The organism is Massilia sp. DJPM01, assembly GCF_030348125.1.
Lineage (GTDB): Bacteria > Pseudomonadota > Gammaproteobacteria > Burkholderiales > Burkholderiaceae_D > Telluria_A > Telluria_A frigida.
In genome coordinates this window covers 111,942-134,959 of record NZ_JAQOZV010000008.1, presented here as the reverse complement: position 1 = coordinate 134,959, position 23,018 = coordinate 111,942, and the positions used below count along the sequence as shown (strand labels likewise).

General features: G+C 66.3%; 17 protein-coding genes and 1 pseudogene. 14 read left to right on the top strand and 4 right to left on the bottom strand.

The window, feature by feature from the left end; all coding sequences use genetic code 11:
- The first annotated feature begins 82 nt into the window (after nt 1-82).
- Together PO883_RS08110 and PO883_RS08105 are read left to right on the top strand one after the other, a co-directional pair.
- Complete coding sequence (locus PO883_RS08110) at nt 83-823, top strand: hypothetical protein (RefSeq protein ID WP_289309297.1); 741 nt, start codon at nt 83-85, stop codon at nt 821-823.
- Nucleotides 824-825: 2 nt separating this feature from the next.
- Nucleotides 826-1,281, top strand: coding sequence for an RES family NAD+ phosphorylase (locus PO883_RS08105; protein WP_289309296.1), 456 nt, complete (start codon nt 826-828; stop codon nt 1,279-1,281).
- Nucleotides 1,282-1,488: 207 nt separating this feature from the next.
- Here the strand turns inward: PO883_RS08105 and PO883_RS08100 are convergent, their stop codons facing one another.
- A complete protein-coding gene (locus PO883_RS08100; protein WP_289309295.1) occupies nt 1,489-2,133 on the bottom strand; it encodes a TetR/AcrR family transcriptional regulator in 645 nt (214 codons plus the stop codon).
- A 122-nt stretch (nt 2,134-2,255) separates the two neighbouring features.
- On the opposite strand from PO883_RS08100, the gene PO883_RS08095 reads away from it, so the two are divergent.
- Nucleotides 2,256-3,023: a YdhR family protein gene (locus tag PO883_RS08095; RefSeq protein ID WP_289309294.1), complete on the top strand. Its 768-nt coding sequence runs from the start codon at nt 2,256-2,258 to the stop codon at nt 3,021-3,023.
- Between the two features lie 111 nt (nt 3,024-3,134).
- On the opposite strand, the gene PO883_RS08090 is transcribed toward PO883_RS08095, so the two are convergent.
- Both PO883_RS08090 and PO883_RS08085 read right to left on the bottom strand, forming a co-directional pair.
- A complete protein-coding gene (locus PO883_RS08090) occupies nt 3,135-3,686 on the bottom strand; it encodes a TfoX/Sxy family protein (RefSeq protein ID WP_223164997.1) in 552 nt (183 codons plus the stop codon).
- 331 nt (nt 3,687-4,017) lie between these two features.
- Entirely contained in the window at nt 4,018-4,209 is a 192-nt protein-coding gene (locus PO883_RS08085; protein ID WP_289309293.1) for a hypothetical protein, read from the bottom strand.
- A gap of 357 nt (nt 4,210-4,566) precedes the next feature.
- On the opposite strand from PO883_RS08085, the gene PO883_RS08080 reads away from it, so the two are divergent.
- From PO883_RS08080 to PO883_RS08035, 10 genes are all read left to right on the top strand, one after another.
- Entirely contained in the window at nt 4,567-10,206 is a 5,640-nt protein-coding gene (locus tag PO883_RS08080) for an alpha-2-macroglobulin (RefSeq protein WP_289309292.1), read from the top strand.
- The gene (pbpC, locus tag PO883_RS08075; RefSeq protein ID WP_289309291.1) at nt 10,206-12,290 is read left to right on the top strand and encodes a penicillin-binding protein 1C; all 2,085 of its coding nucleotides are present in this window, start codon (nt 10,206-10,208) and stop codon (nt 12,288-12,290) included. The genes PO883_RS08080 and pbpC overlap by 1 nt, the downstream gene beginning before the upstream one ends.
- Nucleotides 12,291-12,405: 115 nt before the next feature.
- On the top strand, nt 12,406-13,527 hold the full coding sequence (locus PO883_RS08070; RefSeq protein ID WP_289309290.1) for an AAA family ATPase: 1,122 nt from the start codon (nt 12,406-12,408) through the stop codon (nt 13,525-13,527).
- Complete coding sequence (locus PO883_RS08065) at nt 13,527-13,946, top strand: hypothetical protein (RefSeq protein WP_289309289.1); 420 nt, start codon at nt 13,527-13,529, stop codon at nt 13,944-13,946. Before PO883_RS08070 ends, PO883_RS08065 begins: the two co-directional genes overlap by 1 nt.
- Nucleotides 13,946-15,739 carry a hypothetical protein gene (locus PO883_RS08060; protein ID WP_289309288.1) on the top strand — a complete coding sequence of 598 codons (1,794 nt, stop codon included), beginning with the start codon at nt 13,946-13,948 and terminating at the stop codon, nt 15,737-15,739. The genes PO883_RS08065 and PO883_RS08060 overlap by 1 nt, the downstream gene beginning before the upstream one ends.
- Nucleotides 15,736-17,520, top strand: a complete 1,785-nt coding sequence (locus tag PO883_RS08055) for a hypothetical protein (protein WP_289309287.1) — start codon at nt 15,736-15,738, stop codon at nt 17,518-17,520. The genes PO883_RS08060 and PO883_RS08055 overlap by 4 nt, the downstream gene beginning before the upstream one ends.
- Entirely contained in the window at nt 17,510-20,185 is a 2,676-nt protein-coding gene (locus PO883_RS08050) for a bpX6 domain-containing protein (RefSeq protein WP_289309286.1), read from the top strand. Before PO883_RS08055 ends, PO883_RS08050 begins: the two co-directional genes overlap by 11 nt.
- A gap of 53 nt (nt 20,186-20,238) precedes the next feature.
- Complete coding sequence (locus PO883_RS08045) at nt 20,239-20,712, top strand: DUF805 domain-containing protein (RefSeq protein ID WP_289309285.1); 474 nt, start codon at nt 20,239-20,241, stop codon at nt 20,710-20,712.
- Between the two features lie 23 nt (nt 20,713-20,735).
- On the top strand, nt 20,736-21,320 hold the full coding sequence (locus PO883_RS08040) for a DUF805 domain-containing protein (RefSeq protein ID WP_289309284.1): 585 nt from the start codon (nt 20,736-20,738) through the stop codon (nt 21,318-21,320).
- A 46-nt stretch (nt 21,321-21,366) separates the two neighbouring features.
- Nucleotides 21,367-21,858 carry a DUF805 domain-containing protein gene (locus PO883_RS08035; RefSeq protein ID WP_289309283.1) on the top strand — a complete coding sequence of 164 codons (492 nt, stop codon included), beginning with the start codon at nt 21,367-21,369 and terminating at the stop codon, nt 21,856-21,858.
- A 23-nt stretch (nt 21,859-21,881) separates the two neighbouring features.
- On the opposite strand, the gene PO883_RS08030 is transcribed toward PO883_RS08035, so the two are convergent.
- Nucleotides 21,882-22,274: a VOC family protein gene (locus tag PO883_RS08030; RefSeq protein ID WP_167085651.1), complete on the bottom strand. Its 393-nt coding sequence runs from the start codon at nt 22,272-22,274 to the stop codon at nt 21,882-21,884.
- A gap of 98 nt (nt 22,275-22,372) precedes the next feature.
- Between PO883_RS08030 and PO883_RS08025 the strand changes: the two are divergent.
- Nucleotides 22,373-22,869: pseudogene (locus PO883_RS08025) on the top strand (IS3 family transposase); the annotation flags it as partial.
- Nucleotides 22,870-23,018 lie beyond the last annotated feature (149 nt).

Below are 23,018 nucleotides of genomic sequence, written 5' to 3'. Positions count from 1 at the left end.
TCGCTGGTTTCATTGGTTTCATTGGTTTCGCCCGTGCGAAAGCCGGCGTTTAATCCCCTCATCGACAATGAAAGGTGCAATCATGGCGATCGCAAGGAAGAAGCAAGCATCCGGTTCTGCAACGGAATCGGGCGGACCCGGGCCGGGCGGCAACTGGATCGACAAGATCGAGCAGGTGGGTGATCTGGGCAAAGGCTACATGCTGCTGAAGCTCACTACCCCTCGCAAGGGCGCGACATATAGCTCCGGACCACATGCCCTCGCAGAAACGGGCGCGGCCACGACGATGCCGCCGAGCGTCAAACGATTTACGCCAGGACAACTCGAGAAACTGATCACATCCTTTTCGGCCGATCTGGGCATTGCGCCGACGGTGGGCGTAGTGCGCGCATCACCCCCGGCACCGAAAGGGAATCGGACTCCCGGCGAGAACGATCAATTCATGTACGACCTGCGAGCGCAGGAAGTTGCTAACAGAACGCGCGACTTTGACGAAGGCCTGTTGCTCACCTCCACGGTGCTGGCCGTACGGCTGCAAATGACCACGCAAGCGCTGGGAAAGGCCGTTCAGAGCAAGCGCATGTTTACTCTGGACGGGCCCTCGGGGCGCAAGGTGTATCCGGCATTTTTTGCCGATCCGCGCTGCAATCGCGAACACATTGAACGCGTATGCCAGGCGCTGGGGGACTGGCCTGGCCCGAGCAAGTGGGAATTTTTCACATCTCCCAGGGAATCGCTCAACGGCTTGACTCCGATCGAGGCGTTGGTGCGGGGTGAGCTCGACCAAGTCCTGCGCGCGGCCGCTGCCTTTCAGGAACGCTAACCTTGGGCACAAAGGCGCTGTCCGCGCCGCCCGCAATGCTGAGTACGGGCGCATTGACCGCGCTATGCCTGGACCCATCAAGGCTCTATCGCATCGGCACCCACAACACCGTTGAGCCGTATTTTCAACACTCTGGAGCAAGTCGCTTTGACGCACCTGGCGCCAAGCTGGGGCCGCCTGCGCCCGAGTATGACTCGTGCTACTTCGGAATGTCTTTGGACGTGGCAATGGCCGAAACCATGCTGCATGACCTGTCGCCGATGAACGGGACGTTTAAAATATCAACGGCCAGTCTGGATGCCTTCTACTTGCTGCGCTTTAAGGGCGAGCCTTTGGTGCTCGCCGACCTCACTGGCGTTGCTCTCAAACGGCTCGACGGTAACGCGGACCTGGCGGGTCACGACCCTCGGTATGACCAGACGCAGCGCTGGGCACTAGCGGTAGTGACCTGCATTTGAAACCGGCCCGACCAGCATTCCACCCGATTCTCGGCCAGGAATAACTGCAACTGACGGCCCTCTCAAACCAGCATTAGCTGCAAATGAACCTGCATTTATCCGCGCCGACCTGCATTCCATCGCCGTGAACCAGCACTATCTGCAACTGACCAAGATGTTCAGCACCGCCTTGGTATCGGCCTCTATTTCTGCCAGCACGCCTAGTGCTTAGGCGCGGCTGGACGGGCCGGGAACTGCGCGCGGCGCAGATTGCGTCAAGTCCTTCACGATGCATGAAGGTCCGGCCGCCGCGACGGCCGCTGCCGCGATGGCATTGGCAAGTTCGCCGATGGTCGTGCGGCATTGCACGGCACGGGCAAGGTTCAGGCCGCCGATCAGGACAGCGAGCATCGCCCATGCCCTCGCGCGTGCAGCAGCGTGGTTCTCGGCCTCCAAGCCCCGGGCGACGATGTCTACAATCACATTCATCTTTTCTTCGAACACGGCCTGCATGTCCGTTCCCGCACGGACAACTTCTGGCGTCAGGGAGGCCATCGCGCAACCGCATTCGAGGTCTTCACGGTGGGCCTTGCCCATGTAGTAATCGACAAACGCCTTCACCCAATTGGCGCCAAATTCGCGCTGATAGTGCGGAATACCGCTGATCACTTCGTCAAGCCCAACACCGAGCGCGACCTCGAAGGCGCCGCTCTTCGAGCCGAAGTGCGAGTAGAAGGCTCCCGATGTAACGCCCGCCCCCTTTGCCAGCGCATCCACACCGACGCCGGCGAAGCCGTGCTTTCGGAAACCGCGACTGATCGCGTCGGTCACTCTGAGCCGAGTTTCGTCCTTGTTCACACCTTTATGTCGCATCGTATCCCTCAATTAATATATCGATCGCTATTTAGCGATTGACAAAGTAGTGATCGTTATTTAATATCCGCATCAACGATCTTTATGTAGTGATCGTTATTTTAACTTAACAGAGAGCCCGCATGACTATGAAATTCAGCATGGTGTCCGCAAACAACACGTTCAAGCTCGCCGCCGTCACCGTCCTTGCAACGGCTTTCGGCGCGTTCAATGTCGCCGCCCAAACTACCCCCATCCAAAAGGAGAAAAACATGACCCACAAAGCGTATGTCTATACTGAACTACAAATATCCGTCCCGTTCGAGATCGTACCGTGGAAGCGAATCAACGACAGCATCAAGAGGCAGCCGGGCTTCATCAACAAGACTTGGCTTGCTGGCGTCGGCAACAATTCCGCAGGGGGGCTGTATGCCTTTGACACGATCGAAAACGCGCAGAAGTTCGTGACAGGCTACTTCCCGGAAGAGGCACGCAGCTTTGGCGTCGCACAAACGACACGCGTATTCGACGCTGCAGCGACCGAAGTGGCAAGCCGGGAGCTGAACTCGGTTCACTATGATGGCAAGTCCGACGTCAAGCCCGGTGCCTACGTCTATACGGAAGTGCAGCTGCATGCCTTGCCCTTCGACCAAGCCGTGCCTTGGCGCAAGCTCAATCCGATTCTGAAGCGCCAGCCAGGCCTGTTGTCGAAAACCTGGCTGTCCGGTGTGCATAGCGGAACTCCAGGCGGGCTCTATGCGTTCGACACGGTCGAAAATGCCCGCAAGTTTGCAGTGGACTACTTCCCGACGGAGGCCGCTGCGCTGAACGCCGCTTTCTACACCCGTGTATTTGATGCGAACGTGACCGAGGCCGCGAGCAGGGACATGCGCTCGCCGTACTATCGCTAGCCAACTGCAATGGAAGCTGCCCCTTTGCACGGGGCTTCCTCCACCTTTTCACATACCACCGCTGTGGGGACGAAGGCCGGAGCCGCTGCTACTGTGCTACTGTCGTCATCGTTATCCGCCAGTTCCATAGGAGTCCAACGCCAGCAAAAGGCTGACCCTGTGCTCGCGCGCTACTGTTTGCCAAGATTCGCCAGTGAGAGCCCCTTCTATTGCCCACAAGAGATTGAGGCTGACACGTGCTCCCGAGCGCTTGGCCATCGCAAAGGCCGCAACTGAGCCAAGCATTGTAAGGTGCTCCAAGGAGTGGATTCCCGCTGCCGCGAGGATGGCCGCGGACTTGGGGCCGAGGTTTGCTATGCTCCCGAGTTCGCGGCCGGCATCGTCGGACAGTGGCGACTTTTGGACCGGTCCAGACTCAACCATTGTCTTGTTGGCGCGGGTAGCGGCGTTGATGGCGGCTTGAATCGCCGCCTTCGCCTGAGGACTATTCTTCCAGCATGATGAGCCAACAAGCGCGGCGGCTCTTTCTACAATGTCTTGGACGTCTGCGGCAGCCAGTTGCTCCAGATCCGAATATCCCATTTGCTCAAGTCGAGCGATGACCATCGGCCCGACCCCTTTGACTGCACGAAGTATTTCTCGATCATTTACAGAAAACGGCATCGAAGGGATTCATCCTATAACGGCTAGCTGGGTCCACGTCTGCAATACGCCACCAGCGGGAACGGACGATAATTATACCGAGAATCAAGACGACGGTTGGTTGCTCCAGAAAAATAGGCTATGCCGTTTCTAGCTAGTGGAATTTGACACGGCGGCAGATGCGTGATGCTGCCAAACCGCGTGGATTCCCCCGCCCCTAGCCCCGCCCCCGAGGGCGGGGAAGTCCTTGCCGCCGGACGGGCTCGCGGGCCGGCTGTCATTTTCAGAAGGCGACTGCACCATTTTGCTGGCCCAGACGGCGACTGTGCACAGGAATCCTGACTTACTTTTGTCAGTAGCGGCCTTCACCATCATCGACTATGCTGAATACTCCTATGCACAGAAGTGAGGTGCGGGCGTGGCAACAGAAATACAGCGCATAGCCGAGCAAGGGGTCTTGACACTGCCGGATGCTGCCTGGGAGCAGGCGCGACAACGAATGGATGTCGTAGGGCCGCTCGCGGCACTTGATTTCGTCGGACATCAGGTTGCCGATGACGCCGCGCACGGCGGCCAGCGTTGACGACAGCGCAGCAAGCCGATGCCATGGTACGCCTCATAGCTGGCGAGTCAGTGGCTAAGGTTGCCCGTGATTACGGTTCGACTCGCCAGTCCATCATGCGAGTACGCGCAAGGCACAATTCAGTCGATGCAGCCGACTCCTGACATTCGCGCAGTCGCCTTCTGAAAACGACCGGCATCCGTTACGGCGCGTATCAAAACATTAATATTGTTGACAGCCCCGGGGATGTTTGCAACACTCGCCGCCTGTCTTGATTCCCGCCAAGCCTGCCCGCGCCGTGCGGCCGCAAGCTTGGCTACCGTCTTTCCTGGAGAACCCATGCGCGCCCCGTCCAAATTATTGACCCTGCTGCCGCTGGCCTGGGTGGCGCTGGCCGCGCAGGCACAGACGACGGTCGAGGCGTTCACGCCGACCGGCCCGGTGAAAGCCGTGCGCCAGGTGACGGCACGCTTTTCCGCCCCCATGGTGGCTTTCGGCGACCAGCGCCTGGCCGAACCGTTCGCCATCGATTGCCTGGAACCGGGCAGCGGGCGCTGGATCGACGCGCGCATCTGGAGCTACGATTTCGCGCGCGATGTGCCGCCCGGCGTGCGCTGCAGCTTCACCCTCAAGCCCGACGCGCGCGACCTCGCTGCCCAGCCGCTGGCCGGCACCACGCGCTTCGCTTTCGATACCGGCGGGCCGGGCGTGCGCGAAAGCAGCCCGCGCCAGGGCTACCCGGTCGACGAGCAGCAGGTGTTCATGCTGGCGCTCGACGCCCCGGCGCGTCCGGCCAGCATCGCCGCCAAGGCCTACTGCGGGGTGGAAGGCATCAACGAACGGATCGGCGTGCGGGTGCTGGCCGGGCCCGAACGCGACCAGGTGCTGGCCGCGCGCAAAAGCTATGTCGAGCGCTATATCAAGGATTACGTGCAGCGCGGCGGCACGGCGCCCAAGGGCAAGGATGACTTGCCGCTGGCGCTGGTGCAGTGCAAGCGCAGCTTGCCGGCCAACGCCGCCGTGTCGCTGGTCTGGGCCGCAGGCATCGAGGGCATGGGCGGCGTCGCCTCCGGTGCCGACCAGGCGCTTGCCTTTACCACCCGGCGCGACTTCAGCGCGCAGTTTATCTGCGACTACCTGACCACCAACGGTCCCTGCATTCCGCTTACCCCGCTGCGCCTCTCCTTCAGCGCACCGATCACGCGCGCCGACGCCGACAAAATCACACTTACCGGCGCCGACGGCAAACAGTATCGTCCCACCTGGGATGGCGGCACGGCGCCCAGCGCCCCGGTCAGCTACCTGTCCTTCCGCGGCCCCTTCGCCGAGAAAAGCAGCCTGAAACTGGTGCTGCCGCCCGGGATCAAGGACGATGCCGGCCGCGCGCTGGTCAACCAGGGCCAGTTCCCGATGACGATCGCGATCGATGCGCTGCCGCCGCTGCTCAAGTTCCCGGCCCGTTTCGGCATCATCGAAGCGCGCACCGAGCGCCTGCTGCCGGTCACGGTGCGCAACATCGAAGCGAAGCTGACCGGGAAGCTGCGCAGCGCCGGCGCCATGCTGCGCGTCGACGTGCAGGGCGAGCGCCAGGACCTCGACGTGATGGCCTGGATGAAGCGCCTGGCCGGCGACAGCTGGCAGGTCGGCGAACTGTCGGGCGATGAGCTCAAGAAGTCGGTCTTCGCCGGCCTGAAAAACGGCAAGCCGGAGCCATTTTCCTTGCCGGCGCCGGGTGGCGGGCGCGCGTTCGAGGTAATCGGCATCCCGCTGCCCAAGCCGGGCTTTTACGTCGTCGAACTGGAAAGCCCCAAGCTGGGCGTGGCCCTGTTCGACGCAAAAAACACCAGGGCCTACGTCAGTGCGGCGGCCCTGGTGACCAATCTGGCGGCCCACTTCAAGCATGGCGCCGACTCGTCGCTGGTGTGGGTCACCTCGCTCGACAAGGGCCGCCCGGTGCCCAAGGCGGCCGTCGCGGTGCGCGACTGTAACGGGAAACTGCTGTGGCAGGGCGTGGCCGACGCCAGCGGCGTGGCGCGCATCGACAAACCGCTGGCGCGCGGCGTCTGCAAGGGCAGCAACAACCTGTTCATCAGCGCCCGCAGCGGCGCCGATTACACCTTCACTTTATCGAGCTGGCAAAACGGGATCGAATCGTGGCGCTTCAACCTGCCGTTCAATCCCGCGCAGAGCACCACCATCGTCGCCACCGTATTCGACCGCACCTTGCTGCGCGCCGGCGAAACGGTCCACATGAAGCACTTCCTGCGCCGCCACGCCTCGCGCGGCATCGAATTTGAAACCGCCGGCCCCGAGGCGCGCGCCAGCACCGTGACCGTCGCGCACCAGGGTGGCGACGGCAGCTACGAGCTGCCGCTGCGCTGGAACGCCACCGGCAGCGCCGACAACGAATGGCTCATTCCCGCCGGCGCCAAGCTGGGCGTGTACGAGGTCAAGATCGCGGGCCAGCTGGCCGGCACCTTCCGGGTCGAGCAGTTCCGCGTGCCGACCATGAAGGCGCTGCTGAACGGCCCGGCCACGCCGCTGATCGGCGCCACCTCGTTCGATCTCGATTTGCAGGTCGGCTACCTGGCAGGCGGCGTGGCCGGCAAGGCGCCGGTCAAGCTGCGCACCCTGACCGAGGAAAAAGTGGTCTGGTTCGAGGGCTACGACGACTACAACCTGGACGCCGGCGACGTGCGCGAAGGCGTGCAAAACGAAGCCGGCTACGACGAAGATGCCACCTACGACGACGGTGAAGGCGCGGTCAAAGGCGCCGACATCCGCACCCGCGCGCTGGCGCTCGACAAGGCCGGCGGCGCGCGCGTCACGATCGATAAACTCCCCGTGGGCGAGCGCGCGCGCGACCTGGTGGCCGAAGTGTCGTACCAGGACGCCAACGGCGAGACCCTGTCGACGTCAACCCGGATCGCGCTGTGGCCCTCGTCCTACGTGGTCGGCATCAAACCGGACGACTGGGCCGACAGCAAGGACAGCGTCAGCTTCGAGGTGGTGGTGCTGGGCGTGGGCGGCAAGCCTGCGCCGAATGTGGCGGTCGATGTCGACCTGTTCAAGCGCATGAACTATTCCCACCGGCGGCGCCTGATCGGCGGTTTTTACGCCTATGAGAACAGCAGCGAAATCACGCGCATCGGGCCGGCCTGCGAGGGCCGCACCAATGCCAAAGGCCTGTTGCGTTGCACCGTCAAGGCATCGGACGACGGCAACCTGGTGCTGCGCGCGCGCGTCGTCGACAGCCAGCAGCGCGTCGCCGTCAGCCAGCGCGACGTGTGGGTGGCCGGCGGCGGCGAATGGTGGTACCGGGCCGGCGACAACGACCGCATCGACCTGCTGCCATCGGCCAAGCGCTATGAACCGGGCCAGGACGCCACCTTCCAGGTGCGCAGCCCGTTCCGCGACGCCACCGTGCTGATCACGGTCGAACGCGAAGGCATTCTCGACACCTATGTGCGGCGCCTGGACGGCAAGGAGCCGGCCTTCACCATTCCCATGCTGGGCAAGTACGCGCCCAACGTGTTCGTCTCGGCGATGGTGGTGCGCGGCCGCGTGGCCGGGGTGCAGCCGACCGCCATGGTCGACCTGGGTAAACCTTCCTACAAGCTGGGAATCGCGCCGGTGCGGGTGGGCTGGAGCGCGCATGAACTGAAGGTGCAGGTGTCGACCGACAAGCAGGATTACAAGGTGCGCGAGCATGCCACCGTGACCGTGAAAGTCACGCGCGCCGATGGCTCGCCGCTACCTGCCGGCACCGAAGTGGCGCTGGCGGCGGTCGATACGGGCCTGCTCGAACTGATGCCCAACAATAGCTGGCGCCTGTTGAACGCGATGATGCAGGAACGCGTACTCCAGGTGGAAACCTCGACCGCGCAGATGCAGGTGGTCGGCAAGCGCCACTTCGGACGCAAGGCGGTGCCCACCGGCGGTGGCGGCGGCAAAGGAAGCCGCGAGCTGTTCGACACGCTGCTGCTGTGGAAGCCGCGCGTCGTCCTCGACGCCAAAGGCGAGGCGCGCGTGCCGCTGACCCTGAACGACACGCTGACGTCGTTCCGCATCGTGGCCGTGGCCAGCGGCGGCAGCGGCTTGTTCGGCACCGGATCGACCGAGATCCGCAGCAGCCAGGATCTGATCGTGGTGCCGGGCCTGCCCTCGGTGGTGCGCGCCGGCGACCGCCTGCGTGCCGGCTTCACCTTGCGTAACACCACCGACGCCGCGTTGAAGGTCGATTTTGGCGCCAGCGTGGCCGCCGACGGCGGCGCCGCCAAAGCGCTGGCGCGCCAGAGCCTGACCCTGGCACCCGGCCAGGCGCAGGAAGCCGGCTGGGATGTCCAGGTGCCGGCCGGCGCCAGCGCGCTTGCATGGACCATCGACGCCCGTGGCGCCGGCAGCGCCGACCAGCTGCGCGTGAGCCAGACGGTGCTGCCGGCGGTACCGGTGCGCACCCTCCAGTCCACCCTGGTGCGCCTGGACCAGCCGCAAACGCTCAAAATACAGTCGCCGGCGGACGCCTTGCCCGGCCAGGGCGGCGTGCGCGCAACCTTCGTGGCGCGCCTGGGCGACAGCCTGCCCGCCGTGCGCGATTTCATGTCAGCCTATCCGTATCGCGGCGTCGAGCAGGATGCCTCGCGCGCGGTGGCCCTGCGCGACCCGGCCCTGTGGAATATGCTGGCGGCGGCCTTGCCGTCGCAGCTCGACGCCGATGGCCTGGCCAAGTACTACCCAACCCAGACCAAGGGCAGCGACAGCCTGACCGCCTACCTGCTGTCGGTCAGCGCCGAAGCCGGCCTGCCGCTTGCACCAGCGCTCAGGGAACGCATGGAAGAGGGCTTGCGCCAGTTCGTCCAGGGACGCGTGGTGCGCAGCGCGCGCACCGCCCGCGTCGATACGGCGGTGCGCAAACTGGCGGCGCTGGAGGCGCTGTCGCGCACGCGCCCGGTGGCGCCCGAGTTGCTCGAATCGTTCACCATCGAACCGAACCTGTGGCCCACCTCGGCCGTCATCGACTGGTACCTGATCCTTCAGCGCAGTCCCGCGCTGGCGCAGCGCGACGCCAAGCTGGCGCAGTTGCAGCAAGTGCTGCGCGCGCGCGTCAACCTGCAAGGGGCGAGCCTGTCGTTTTCGACCGAAAAGAATGACAGCTGGTGGTGGATCATGGCCTCGCCCGACATCAACGCCAACCGCCTGCTGCTGGCGGTGATCGACGATCCGGCCTGGCAGGGCGACATGGGGCGCCTCGCGCGCGGGACCCTGGGACGCCAGCAGAAAGGGCGCTGGGGTTCGACCCTGGCCAACGCCTGGGGCGTGCTGGCGCTGGACAAATTCTCGCGCAAGTTCGAGCCGGATGCGGTCAGCGGCAGCAGCAGCGCGCGCCTCGGCAGCACCGTCAAGGAAGCCAACTGGAACGCGCGCGGCGTCTCCGTGGTCAACCACCCGTGGGGCGCCGGCCAGCAGGATCTGGTCCTGTCCCACAACGGCGGCGGCAAGCCATGGGCCATCGTGCAAAGCCTGGCGGCGGTGGAACTCAAGGCGCCGCTGGCGAACGGCTACCGCATCGTCAAGACCATCACGCCGCTGGAACAGAAGGTCAAGGGCGCCTGGTCGCGCGGCGACAGCTACCGCGTGCGGCTCGACATCGAAGCGCAGGCCGACATGACCTGGGTGGCGCTGGACGACCCGATTCCGGCCAGCGCCACCATTCTCGGCAACGGCCTGGGACGCGATGCCCAGACCCTGCCCGGCGCCGAGCGCCAGGAGCTGTCGCTGCAACCGGTGTTCGAGGAACGCGGCTTCGACGCCTTCCGCGCCTATTACGATTTTGTCCCGAAAGGCAAATTGAGCGTCGGGTACACGGTGCGCCTGAATAACCAGGGCCGCTTCAACCTGCCGCCGACCCGGGTCGAAGCGCTGTACAGCCCCGAGCTGGCGGGCGAACTGCCCAACGCGCCTATCGAGGTGGGACGCTGATGCGGTGTATCGCCGCGCTGCTGTTGCTGGCGTGCGCCAACGCGCTGGCCGTGCCCACGCCGGAGCAGGTGAGGGCGGCTTACCGCTCGTCCGACGCCGAGCTGCTCGACCGCCACGGCGTGCCGATCCAGTCGCTGCGCACCGACATGACGCTGCGGCGCGCACCGTGGGTGGGCCTGGCCGATATTTCACCGGCCATGCGCCTGGCGCTGGTGCACGCCGAAGACCGGCGCTTCATGCAGCACGACGGGGTGGACGTGGGCGCACTCGGCAAGGCCGCCTGGGACAACCTGCTGCGCACCCGCGCGCGCGGCGCCTCGACCATCACGATGCAGCTGGCGGCGCTGCTCGATGAGCGCCTGCGCGCCAGCGCGGGAGGACGCAGCTGGGGCCAGAAATGGGACCAGGCCAGCGCCGCGCGCGAGCTGGAAGCCGGCTGGAGCAAGGCCCAGATCATGGAAGCCTATCTGAACCTGGTGCCGTTTCGGGGCGAGCTGCAAGGCATCGGCGCGGCCTCGCGCGGGCTGTTCGGCAAAGTGCCGTCGGGGCTGAACCAGGCCGAGTCGGCGATCCTGGCGAGCCTGTTGCGCGCGCCGTCGGCGCCGCCGCGCGTGGTGGCGCAGCGCGCCTGCGTGCTGGCGAAAGAAATCAACCCGGCCGCCAGTTGCGCCGGCATCGAGTGGGATGTGGCGGCGGCGTTTTCCCGTCCTGCCGCCAGTGCGGGCCAGGCGCAGGCACCGCAGGTGGCCCAGCGCCTGCTCAAGGGCGCCGCGCGCCAGGTGCGCAGTACGCTCGACGCCAGCTTGCAGCGCCAGGCCCAGGACAGCCTGCGCCAGCATCTGGCGGCCCTGCGCGAGCGCAACGTGACGCAAGGCGCGCTGGTGGTGCTCGATAACGCCAGCGGCGAGATCGTCGCCTATGTCGCCAACGGCGGCGCCAGTGAAGTCGACGGCGTGCTGGCCCTGCGCCAGGCCGGCTCCACCCTCAAACCCTTCCTGTACCAGCTGGCGATGGAACGCGGCTGGATCACCGCCGCCTCGCTGCAAGACGATTCGCCGCTCGAAATCGCCACCGCCGCCGGGCCGTACGTGCCGCAGAATTACGATCGCCAGTTCAAGGGCTGGGTCAGCACCCGCACCAGCCTGGCCAGTTCGCTCAACGTGCCGGCGGTGCGCATGCTCCAGCTTACTGGGCTGGAGCGCTTCCACGCCCGCCTGCGCGCGCTCGGCATGGACAGCCTTTCCGAGCCGGCCGAGTTTTACGGCTATTCGCTGGCGCTGGGGTCGGGCGACGTCTCGCTGCTCGAACTGGCCAACGCCTACCGCACCCTGGCCAACGGCGGCCTGCATGGCAGCGTCACCTTGCAGGCGCGCGCTCCGCAAGCGAAAACACGGGTGCTCGATGCGCGTTCAGCGTTCATCGTCGGCGATATCTTGTCGGACCGGGCGGCGCGCAGCCTCACCTTCGGCCTGCGTAACGAACTGGCCACGGCGTTCTGGAGCGCGGTCAAGACCGGCACCAGCAAGGACATGCGCGATAACTGGTGCGTCGGCTATTCTGAAAAATACACGGTGGCGGTCTGGGTCGGCAATTTCGACGGCAGCCCGATGTGGGACGTGTCCGGCGTGACCGGCGCGGCGCCGGTGTGGCGCGACGTGATGGACTTCCTGCACCGGCAAACGCCAAGCCGCGCCCCGGCCGCGCCAGCAGGGCTGGTGCAGCAGGTGGTCGGCTACCAGCCGGCCTTCGAAGCGCCGCGCAGGGAATGGTTTGTGCGCGGCACCGAGAGCGCGCAGGTGACCCTGCTGGGAGCGCAGCAGCGCCGCGCCGCGATCCTGTACCCCGGCCCGGCCAGCGTGATCGCCATCGATCCGGATATCCCGGCGGGGCTGGAGCGGGTGGTGTTCCGCGCCCAGGGTGCGGCCGGGCTGGCGTGGCGTCTCGATGGGGTGGCGCTGGGCGCGGCCAGCGCGGGCCACGCCTGGCAGCCGGTGGCCGGCGAACATGAACTGGCGCTGGTGGACGCGCACGACACGGTGGTGGCGGCAAGCCGCTTCAGCGTGCGCGGCAGTCGGGCAAATTAATGCCGTAAAACAACAAACTTGTCCTGGGTCGTTTGGTATAATTGCAACTCTTAAACCTAGGCAATAAAAGTTCCTGCAGCAGCCACGCGTGCACGAGCCGCCCATCCACACGTCCATGAGCACCCCAGTCAAGCACGCCGCAGCCAGCCTGCGCGACGCCATCCGCGAAGCCGCCGATGGCCTGATCAACCGCGAACACCTGGCCGAACTGATGATCCTGGCCGCCGTGGCGCAGGAACACTTGCTGGTGATCGGCCCGCCGGGCACCGCCAAGAGCGCCGTGGTGCGCCGCGTGGCCCAGAGCCTGGGCGGACGCTATTTCGAATACCTGCTGGGGCGCTTCACCGAGCCGTCCGAACTGTTCGGCGCGGTCAACCTGGGCAAGCTGCGCGAGGGCCTGGTCGAGACCGACGTCAGCGGCATGCTGCCCGAGGCCGACATCGCCTTTCTCGACGAAGTTTTTTTAGGTTCGACCGCGATCCTGAACACGCTGCTGGGGGTGCTCAACGAGCGCCAGTTCCGCCGGGGCCACACCGACATCGCCTGTCCGCTGCGCCTGTGCGTGGGCGCTTCCAATGCGCTGCCGGACGACGACAGCCTGGCCGCCTTCGCCGACCGCTTTTTGCTGCACGTATTCGTCGACGCCGTGCCCGACGCGCGCCTGGAAGACTTGCTGGCCGGCGGCTGGGCGGTTGGCCAGCACAAGGTTGGCGTGCGCGCCGACATGGCTACCCTGGACCAGCTGAACGCATTGGTGCCGAAGGTGGACATGAGCACGGTGCGCGCCGACCTGGCGCAGGCAATCCGCCAGTTGCGCAAGGCGCATGTCACTTTGTCCGACCGGCGCATCGTCAAGGCCCAGCAACTGATCGCGGCGGCCGCCGTGCTGGCCGGGCGCCATGTCGCCACCCGCGCCGACCTGTGGCCGCTGGTGTACGTGGTGCCCAGCGCCGCCGGCCAGCAAAGCGCGCGCGAAACCCTGCGCGAGCTGCTCGCCGAGGCGCGCCATCCGCTCTTGCAGGCGGTGGTGGAAACGGCCGTGCAGCAGCCGCTGGCCCGCATTGCGCGCCTGGCCGAAACGGCCGACCGGCTGCTCGGCGCCGCGCGCGGCGAGACATTTCGCGGCGAGGCCGAAGCGCTGCTGCGCGAAATCGACGCCAACTTCGGCAAGGATAGCCTGCCGCCGGAACTGTCGGCGCGCCGCGCCCAGCTGGTGGTGGCCGTGCAGTCGGCCTGATGAACGCGCTGGGATGGATCGCGCGGCCCGGCGCCGCGCCGGAGCCGGGCGGGCAGGTGTCGCAGGGCGCGGTGATGCGCCAGGTGCTGGCACGCCTGGCCCTGTACAGCGACGCCCAGCTGGACGCGCTGACGGCGGTGGCCACGCGCGACATGCTGGTGCTGCTCGGACGCGGCGCCGCGCTGCCCTGGGTCGACGGCGCGCGCTACTGCGCCCCGGACCCGCTCCAGCGCATGCTGTGGCTGCCCACCGACGTGGTGCCGCAACTGCCGCTCGACCTGGTGCTGGCCAACCTGTCGGCGCGCGGCGCCAGCCTGCCTTTCCTGCTGTGGAACGAGCCTGAACAGGTGCTGCCCATCGGCCAGCCGATTCAGCTCAACCGCGCCAGCCTGGCGTGGCTCGGCCAGGAACTCGAATAATGAATCTGCCGCCGCAACTGGCGCCGTGGAGCGAATGGCTGGCGCTGGTGCCGCTTGAGATGGCCGAGCCGCTCGGCCAGATGCTGCTGCGCCTGCAACCCCTGGTCGGGCGCATGACGGGCGTGGCCCCGAGCCCGGACACCTTGCCGGTGGGGGCGGGCGGCATCGCGCGGCGCGGGCCGTACCAGCGCCTGCTCCTGAGCGAGTGGGCGGTGCTTGATACCGCGCCAGACGAATTCATCCGCCGCGCGGCCTCTAACGAATTGTTGTTTTCGGCGCCCGAGCCGCAGGTGCGGCGCCGCGCGCGCCTGTGCGTGGCGCTGTTCGACGCTGGCCCGGAACAGCTGGGCGAACCGCGCCTGGTGCAGATGGCGCTGTTCATCCTGCTGGCGCGCCGCGCCGGGGAGGGCGGTGCCGGTTTTCAGTGGGGCGTACTGCAAGATCCGGTCACGCTGCATGTCGAGCCGCGCAAACTGCGCCCATGGCTGGACGCGCGCACGCTCACGCGCGTGGATGCGGCTCACCTGGACAGATGGAACGTGGCCCTCGATTCGCTCGGCGAGACGGACGAAGTGTGGCAGATCGGATCGTCCGGCTGCGGCGCGCTGGCACGCACCGGCGCGCGCGTGAACATCGAAGCGTCGCTGCTCGATGCGGGTCTGAAGGTGAACATCACGCAGCGGCGCGCAACCCGCGAACTGCTGCTGGAGCTGCCCGCGCCGGATGTCGGCGCGCGCCTGCTGCGCCATCCGTTCGATCTTGCTCCGGCCGAAAAGAAGCCGGCGCGCGCCGGCGCCGACGATACCTTGTCGCTAACGCAGGCGCCGGTGTTCGGACTGTCCGGCACCTGGATCGCCGCAGCCAGGAAAAAAGGGGGCGTCGTGATGCATCATGTGCAGGCATCGGCTGCGGCGCAGCCGGGCAAGCCGCGTCGTCGCCACGACACGCCGCTGGGCCTTGTCCTGGTCGATACCATGCTGGGCCATGTCGAACGCTGGGACGATTACCTGACGTTTGACCGCTTTCCCGGCAGGGGTTTCGGTGCGCAGCGCAGCGTCGCTTGCCCGCCCCCGCAGCAATTCCAGATACCGTCGGAGGCAGGCAGCTGGCTGCCGACGTTTTTCCTGATCGATCACTCGCCCACCGGCGCCGGTGCGCGCGTGTTCATGCTCGATGTCGCCGGGAAGCTGGTGTGCTGGGCGGTCTATGGCCAGAAGCACAAGCACATCAGCGAGCCCCGCTTCCAGCAGGTGGACTATCAGGTGGTCGGCGCCATGCAGTATGAGCGCACGCTGCTCTACGCCACCAGCGAGGCGAATTGCACCACGATGCATGCCATCGGCGCCAAGGACAAAGATCCGACTGACATCGCCGAGTTCCCGATTGAGGCAACGCGCGTGCTGTTCGGTGCGCCGGCGCCAAAACGGCAGCATGCCAGCTGGCTGTGTGCCTTGCAGCGCAGCGACCAGCACTGGCTGCTGGTCGACGACAATTTCAAGGTGACGATCCCGCTGATGATCGGCGATGGGGCCACAGCCATGGGCGTGGCGCGCATCGCGCTGGCGCCGGCCCTGCTGGTCCTCAGCGCCGACCGCCGCACGGTGGAACTGCGTAGCGCAACCGAAAACCGCGTGGTCCTGCAATCCGCACAGCCGATCGCCCAACTGGTGCTCGATCCGGCAGGCGAGCGCCTGTGCTGGCTGACCGACAGCCGCGAATTGAGCGTGCGCGCACTGCACGGCAGCGCTCTCCTGCTGCACGTGGCATCCGTGCCGCAGCGGGGTGCCGCATGATGCTGCCGCCGCAACTGGCACCGTGGAGCGCGTGGCTGGCATTGCTGCCGTTCGACCTGGTCGCGCCGCTCGGTGAGATGCTGCTGCGCCTCCAGCCTTTGGTGGGCCGCATGGCGGGCGTGGCGGCCAGCGACGACGATATCGCCGTGGGCGTGGGCAGCATTGCGCGGCGCGGCCCCTACGAGCGCCTGCTATTGAGCGAATGGGCGGTGTTCGACGCCGCGCCGGACGAATTCATCCGCCGCGCGGCCGCCAACGAACTGCTGTTTTCGGCGCCCGAGCCGCAAGTGCAGCGCCGCGCGCGCGTGTGCGTGGCGCTGTTCGACGCCGGCCCGGAGCAGCTGGGCGAACCGCGCCTGGTGCAGATGGCGCTGTTCATCCTGCTCGCGCGGCGCGCGCAGCTCGACGGCGCCAGCTTCGAGTGGGGGATCTTGCAGACACCCGGGCCGCTGCATGCCGATTGCGGCCTGCACGCGCTGGAGCGCCTGATGAAGGCGCGCACCGTGACGCGGGTCGGCAGCGCCGAGCGCGATGGCTGGAATCGCTACCTGGCCCAGGTCGACCTGCTGGCCGACGTGTGGCAGGTGGACGGGCCGGATGCGGGGCTGCTGCACCGGATGACGGCGCGCGCCAGCATCGAACAGCCGCTGCTCGACGAGCGTCTTGAGGTGACCATCACGCAGCAGGGCACGGCGCGCCGGCTGATGCTGGACTTGCCCGATCCGGCCAGCGCGGTGCGCCTGCTGCGCCATCCATCCAGCGCGCGGATCGATAAAGTTCGCGACCGCATGGGCGGACGCGATACGCCCTCGCTCAAGCATGCGCCTGTTTTTTCGCTGGGCGCTCACAGCGTCGTCACGGCCCGCGCCGATGGCGGCTGTCTGTATTTTCAGGTGCCCGATGCCGCGCGCGAGGGGCTTGTCGCTTCAAGTCGGCAACGTGCCCCAAAAAAGGGAACCGTGATCGGCCTGACCGCCTTGGGTGGAACTGTTTCTTGCTCTAAAAATAGGGTGTGGTTCAACCAGTTTTACGGTGCTTTTCACGCGCGCGAATGCCCGCTTCCGCCACCTGAACAATTTACGGCGCCGCGTGGAACGGGGCAGCGGCTGCCGACGTTCCATATCAACACGCACGACACTGGCGGGCGGATTTTTGTCCTCGATGCGGGGGGGCGGCTGGTGTGCTGGAGCGCGGTCAGTACGGCCGATGCCAATACCGTCTTCGAGGTGATTGCCACTGGCGTGGTTGGGGTTGTCCAGACCCGCGACAAGCTGGTATGGGCACGCATTGAAGACAGTTGTACGAGGTTGGAGTGCTATCGCGACGGCGCTGTGAACCCGCGCGAGGCATTCATTTTTTCAGGGCTGTCGACGCGCGTGCTGTTCGGTGATACCAGCGCCGGCACGGAGCCCCGGTCGTGGCGGATCGCTGCTTCGATCAAAGACACATCGTGGCTGCTGGGGCAAGGGAAAGAGCAATGCAATGTCGAGATCGATGATGGCGCCACGGTGATCGGCGTCACCCGCAGCGAGCCGGCCGATTGGGCGGAACTGGCGCTGCTGGTGCTCGATCCGAGCCGGCGTTGCGTGGAGCTGCGTGGCGAAACGCAGCGCCGGGTGGTGCTGACGACCACGGCGCCGATTGCCCAAGTCACGCTGGACCCGGCCAGCGACCGCTTTTGCTGGATATTGAGCGGCACGCACGAGCTGTTCGTGCGCCATCTGCACGAAGAACAAGCGCTGCTGCACGTCATACCCGATGGAGTTCCCGATGCACATTGAAATTCGCCAACCCCTGTTCAGCGGCCGCCGCGAAGTGCGCGCGCTATGGTTCGACCTGGCCCTGCTGGGCGAAATCGAGGCGCGCCGGCGCGTGCTGGCGCACTGGCAGGCCGGCTCGCAACTGTTCCAGGCATGCGGCGGCTTCCTGCTGGCGTGGCCGGCGCCGCGCTGGCAGAACGTGGACGCACTCGACGCGCTGGCCTTGTGCCAGGTCGGCGACGTGCTCAGCAGCGCGCCCCTGACCGAGGCCGAACTGGCCGCGTTGCCGGCCGGCGCTTACTGGCTGGTGCGCGCCGGCGTGGCGCAGGCGGCCGCGCCGGACGCACGCGTCGATCCGGCGCCATGGCTTGCGCTGGGATCGGTTGCGCTACGGGTGCCGCTGGCGCTGCCGCGCGCGCTGGCCCCGGAGGCCATGGCGCAGCCGATGTCGCTGCACGAAGTGCTGGGCGCGGCCATGCCGGAGCGCAGCGCCGAGAGCATCGCGTTCGAGCGCGAGGCCGCACACCCGATGCACGGTGCCCGGCGCGAGCGTAGCGCTCCGCTCGGCGTCGCCATCGCCGCTGGTGTGATCGGCTTGCTGGCACGCTGGTTCGGCCCCAAGCCGGCGGAGGGCGCTGGCGGCGAAGCAGGGCGCGCGACCCCGGCCCCGGCCGGACCGCTGGCGCGCCTGCTGTCCGACTGGGCGTTGCGGCTGGCGTCGGCGACCCGCCTGTCCAAGCTGCTGGGCAGGCGCCAGGCCGATTATCTGCAAAACATGCTCGACATGTTTGCCAATGGCGACCTGGCGCAAGCACTGCGCCATGCGGTGCCGATCGACGCCATTGGCGGCGGGTCGGCGCGCCCGGCGCTGGGCACGCCGCGTCCGCGCACCAGCCTGACCATCAGCGGTCCCAGCCCGGCTGCGCCCGCGATCGGCCTGGATAGCGACCTGTCGGCGCAACTGCGCGCAACCTACCGGCGCAGCTTCGAGCAGCTCGACCGCGAGGGCCGCATCGACGAAGCCGTGTATGTGCTGGCCGAGCTGCTGCAATGCGGCCTGGAAGCGGTGACCTACCTGGAAAAGAAGGAGCGCTATCTGCAGGCGGCGCAACTGGCGGCCACCGTGGAACTGGCGCCGGCGGTGGCGGTGCGCCTGTGGGTGCTGGCCGGCGACATCGAACGCGCGGTCCAGGTGGCGCGCCTGCACAACGACTTCGACGCCGCCGTGCGCCTGCTGGAGAGCCGCAACAGCGAGCACGCGGCGCCGCTGCGGCGCCACTGGGCCGAGTACCTGGCCGCGCGCGGCGACCTGGCCGAGGCGATCGACGCCATCTGGCCCTTGCCGCAGCATCACTCGCTGGCGCTGGCCTGCCTGGTGCAGGCCGAACGCAGCGGCGGCACCCTGGGCATGCAGGCGCTGGCGCGCAAACTGGCACTGATGCCGGGCACGCTGCGCAGCAGCGCGGCGGCCATCAACACGGTGCTGACCGCGCCCGGCGACGACGGCGTGCAACTGCGCGCGCGCCTGGCGGTGGCGCTGCTGGACACCGCGCCGGCGTCGGCGTCCTCCAAACGGGTCGCCGCTGCGCTCCTGCGCAAGGTGCTGCCGGAACGGATGGAAGGCTTGAGCCGGCTCGACAAGAAGGCGCTGGTCCAGCTGGCCGAGCTGGCCGGCAGCGCGGTGCTCAGCGCCGACCTGCCGCTGTTTTCGACCAAGTCGGACATCGACGTGACGCCGCTCGACGCGCGCCGCGAGCCGCTGGTCCTGAGCATGGACGAACGCGGCCTGATGCCGATCCAGCACGCGCGCGCCCTGCCAGATGGCCAGTACCTGCTGGCGCTGGGCGAAAGCGGCGTGGTGCGGGTCGGGCGCGATGGCCGCCAGCTGGCCCATTATCCGGTGCCGGCCGGGCATCTGGTGATCTCGCACAACGGCAAGCGTGCGCTGGCGCTGGTCAAGCGCGACCGCAAGTACCGCGTCAGCCGGCTCGACCTGATCAGCGGCAGCGTGTCGGACTGGCTGACGCTGGAGTTGCAGCACTGGTCGGGCCAGTACGATGGCGTATCCTGGAACGTGGCCATGGAGCGGCGCCTGGCGGTGCTCGACACCACCGCGCAGCACCACAGCATCGTGTGGCAGGTGGCGGACCTGCCCGGGGTGATCGCCGGCTATGCCGACCGGGCCAGCACGCTCACGATCCTGCTGCGCGTGGCGGACGGGCTGGAGCAATGGTCGTACGAGCAGCCGGGCCGGCAGTTGCGCCAGCGCGACTGGTGGAGCGATATCGCCGGTGGCGATCAGGCCTGGATCGAGGATATGCGCTTCCTTCCCGGCCCCTCGGGCGCGGCGCCGTACGTGGTGACCATCGACTGGGTTCTCGGGCACATCCTGGTGAGGCAGCACGGCGCGCCGGCGCTGCCGCCGGTCGCGCTGGGACCGAACGCGCCGTCCAAGGTACTGATCGATGGTCAATGGCTGGTACTGGTCGGCGAGGAGGAAAAGTCGATGTGCTGCCGTATCGTCAGCCTGAGCGACGGCGTGGTGCGCGCGCGCATCGTGCTGCCGCAGCACAGTGCGGCGGCTTTCAGCTTCCACGACGGGCGTCTGCTGGTGTTCGACCAGGCCGGGCGCCTGGTCGATGTGGATTGCGCCAGCGGGCAGGCGAGCAGCCTGTGCCTGAGTTGATGCGAGGGATGAAGAAGACCATGAGTAATCTATATGCGGCACCGGCGGCGGACATGAACGTCGACACCGACCCTGGCGCGACCTATATGCCGACCATCCTGGCGTTTCGCGGCCGCCTGGGCCGTTTGCGTCTGCTCGTCTATACGGTATTGCCGATGTTCGCGGTATTCATCCTGCTGGCCTTGTTGGTCTTCTTGCGTGGCAGGGCTCCGGTGGCGACCGTGGCGATGGCCAGGCTGTTGCCGCTCTTGTGGCTGGTATTGGTGATTGTGACGACGCTGCGGCGCCTGGATGATATGAACTACGCGCGCTGGTGGGGCCTGCTGATGTTGGTGCCGCCAGTGAATGTTCTTGTCTGGTTTTACCTGTTGTTCGTCGCCGGCAGCGAGACAGCCAACGAGCGTGGCCCGGCGCCCGCGCCGAATACGGTGATGGTCAAGCTGGGGGTGGTGCTGGTGGTACCGCTGCTGCTGGGGAGCGTATGGCCGGCCTATATGCTGTACAGCTTTTACCCGTTCATGCGGTAGTAACTTTTTCACAGGAATGATCCATGACGAATCCGTACGCCGCGCCCGCCGCCAACATGCCCCCGGCCATGGCGGCCGAACAAACATATGCGCCGCGCATGCTGGCCACGACCGGCCGCATCGGGCGCGTGCGCTATCTGGTGTATGTGTCGCTGTTGACGAGTGCGATGATGGCTGGCGCTGTGCTGATGGTGGCCGCACTGTTGCCGATCGGCCCACTGGCGAGCACGCTGGCGCTGCTGATGCTGATCCCCTTGCTGGGCATGCTGGTCGTGATGACGCGCCGGCGCCTGCATGACATGGGGCATTCCGGCTGGTGGTGCGTGCTGGGTTTGGTACCCTTCGTCAATCTGGTCGTGGGCTTGTGGCCGCTGCTGGAAGCCGGCAATCCCGGCGAAAATGCCTACGGCTTGCCGCCGGCGCCCAACGGCTGGCAACTGGTGCTGGCCGCCTGTGTGATTCCGCTTGCCATGTTGCTGTGCTTGCCGACCTATCTGAGAATGCAGTACCGGTGGAGCACGCTCGTTGCCGCCGCCTACTTCCATGTGCCAATGCCCGGCGTGCCAGAGATCCCGGCGCCGCCCCACCTCACGCCGATCTGGCGATGAGGGCGGCGTGCGGGATAATGCGCGCATGAACAGACAGGAGTCGAGAGTGGATAATCCTTACGCGCCGCCGGGATCGGACAGCGCACCGGTGCTGGAGCACGGCGACATGGGCACGCCGGCCTGGTTCGACGCGCGCGGGCGCATCGGCCGTTTGCGTTACCTGGTGTACTCCACGGTGCCGTCGACCCTGCTGGTGGCCCCGGTGTGGCTACTGATTGACTGGCTCGGCCTGGCCGAACGGCCGGTCGCGCTGCAGCTGCTGCTCCGTGTGTTGGCGATTGCCGTAGCCGCCGTGCTGGCGCTGATGACGCGGCGGCGCCTGCGCGACCTGGGGCAGCCGGGGTGGTGGACCCTGATCTTGCTGCTGCCGCCGATCAACCTGCTGCTGATCGGCTTTCTGCTGGTCCGCCCCGGCGACAAGGGCCCGAACCGCTACGGGCCGCCACCGTCGGACAACACCACGCTGGTGGCGGCCGGGACGTGGATGGTGCTGCTGATCGTGGTCACCGGGCTCGCATCGCTGTTCGATATCGGTTGAGCCGTAGCGGCCGGCGCGCCAGTTTACTCGGTGCGGTGAATTGCGCAGATCTTATTGCCGTCCGGATCACGCACATAGGCCAGGTGCATCGGTCCCAGGCTGGTCTCGCGCTTGCCTGGCGGGTCTTCGCAGGCATCGCCGCCATGCGCCAGCGCCGATTCGTAAAATTGCTGCACGTGCTCGGGCGAGTTGCATTTGAAGGCAATGGTGCCGCCGTTCGCATAGGTCGCTTCTTCGCCGTTGATCGGCTCGGTGACGCAAAAGACTTGTCCGTCGTGGCGGTAGAACAGGCGGACGTGGCCGGAATGCGCCTTGTTATGCAGCGGTTCGCCCGCCCCGAGCGTGCCGAGCACAGCGTCGTAAAACCGTTTTGACCGTTCGATGTCGTTTGAACCGAGCATGATATGGCTGAACATACTTTCTCCCTTGTGTCCCCCGAGGGTTCTCGGGGCTGAATGTCAATGATAGTTTAAATAGACACACAAGTAACAAATCGGGCCCCAGTCCGCTTCCCGCGGTCGTATTGGACCTGTACGCGCGTCGGCTCGTCGGCTGGGCCATGGCGCCGAGCATGCCCGCCAAACTGGTCTGTGACGCCCTGAACATGGCGATCCAACAGAGGCGGCCAGCGCCAGGGTTGATCGTGCATTCGGATCGGGGAAGCAGTATGCCAGTGAGCTCTATCAAGAACTGCTGAACGAGCATGGCTTTGTCTGCAGCATGAGCAGGAAAGGCAATTGCCGGGACAATGCCGTTGCCGAGCGCTTCTTCCTACACCTCAAAATGGAGCGGGTCTGGCAGCGCCAGCATGCCAGCCACACCGAGGCGAGCAATGACGTCGCTGACTACATCGTCAGCTTCTATGACTGCCAACGACTGAACTCAGCATTGGGCAATCTGCCGCGCCGACCGTCTACGAACGAAAAATTGCAGCGCAAAACCCTATTGATGTGTGCAAGATTACTTGACCGCTGCAGGGCGAGGCTGTTCCGCTTAAGCGCCGCTAGCTGAAAAAACGTATCGAGACCGGCACGGCGATGCTGAAGGAACTGGACGGCATGGTGATGAGGACAGGCGCCGGTCAAAAAAATTGCCTCCTGGGGCGGAGGGAATAAAAAGGACCATGAAATCCCCTGCTAAGCGATCATCATATCGGCAGT